At 44.4% G+C, this 551-nt stretch carries 1 protein-coding gene; it reads right to left on the reverse strand.

What is annotated here, in order from left to right; translation table 11 throughout:
* Window positions 1–551, reverse strand: a 551-nt coding sequence (locus JT26_RS06570; protein ID WP_036847932.1) for a hypothetical protein, incomplete at both ends; no start/stop codon positions are given.

A 551-nucleotide genomic window follows, 5' to 3' on the forward strand; every position in this document is an offset into this window, starting at 1 on the left:
AAGAATTTGTTCTGTGAAAGGTCAAACAGATCTTTGGAAGAGGATTCTGTCTTGACCACGAGATTAAATCCGTAGAGGCTTCCAATACTAAAGTATTCTCCCTGAGTACGTGCTTTTTCATTGATTTCTGTCAGTTTGGCTGCAATGCGTTTGGGGTCTCTACCCTCTACTCCTTTGAGTGTTATCGGGTTGAGTATGTTGCCCTCTTTATCTTTTTGCACTCGGCTTTGGTATAAATCCCAATCGCTTCTGAAACGACCAATCAGTTCCCTATTGCTATCCACTGCTCGCATAACCTCCTCTAAACGACTTCGGGAGGATGATTTACTGCGGATGAAGGCCTGTCGCTCACTCTCCAAACCGGCTATTTTCTTTTCCAATTTCGCCTTTTCCAACAAGTCNGATTTACTGCGGATGAAGGCCTGTCGCTCACTCTCCAAACCGGCTATTTTCTTTTCCAATTTCGCCTTTTCCAACAAGTCGGTATTTCCTGAAAGAATGGCTACATACTCGGAAAAATTCATTCCCGACTTCTCGTCCATACTGCCCTC

The organism is Porphyromonas sp. COT-108 OH1349, assembly GCF_000768755.1.
Classification (GTDB): domain Bacteria; phylum Bacteroidota; class Bacteroidia; order Bacteroidales; family Porphyromonadaceae; genus Porphyromonas_A; species Porphyromonas_A canoris.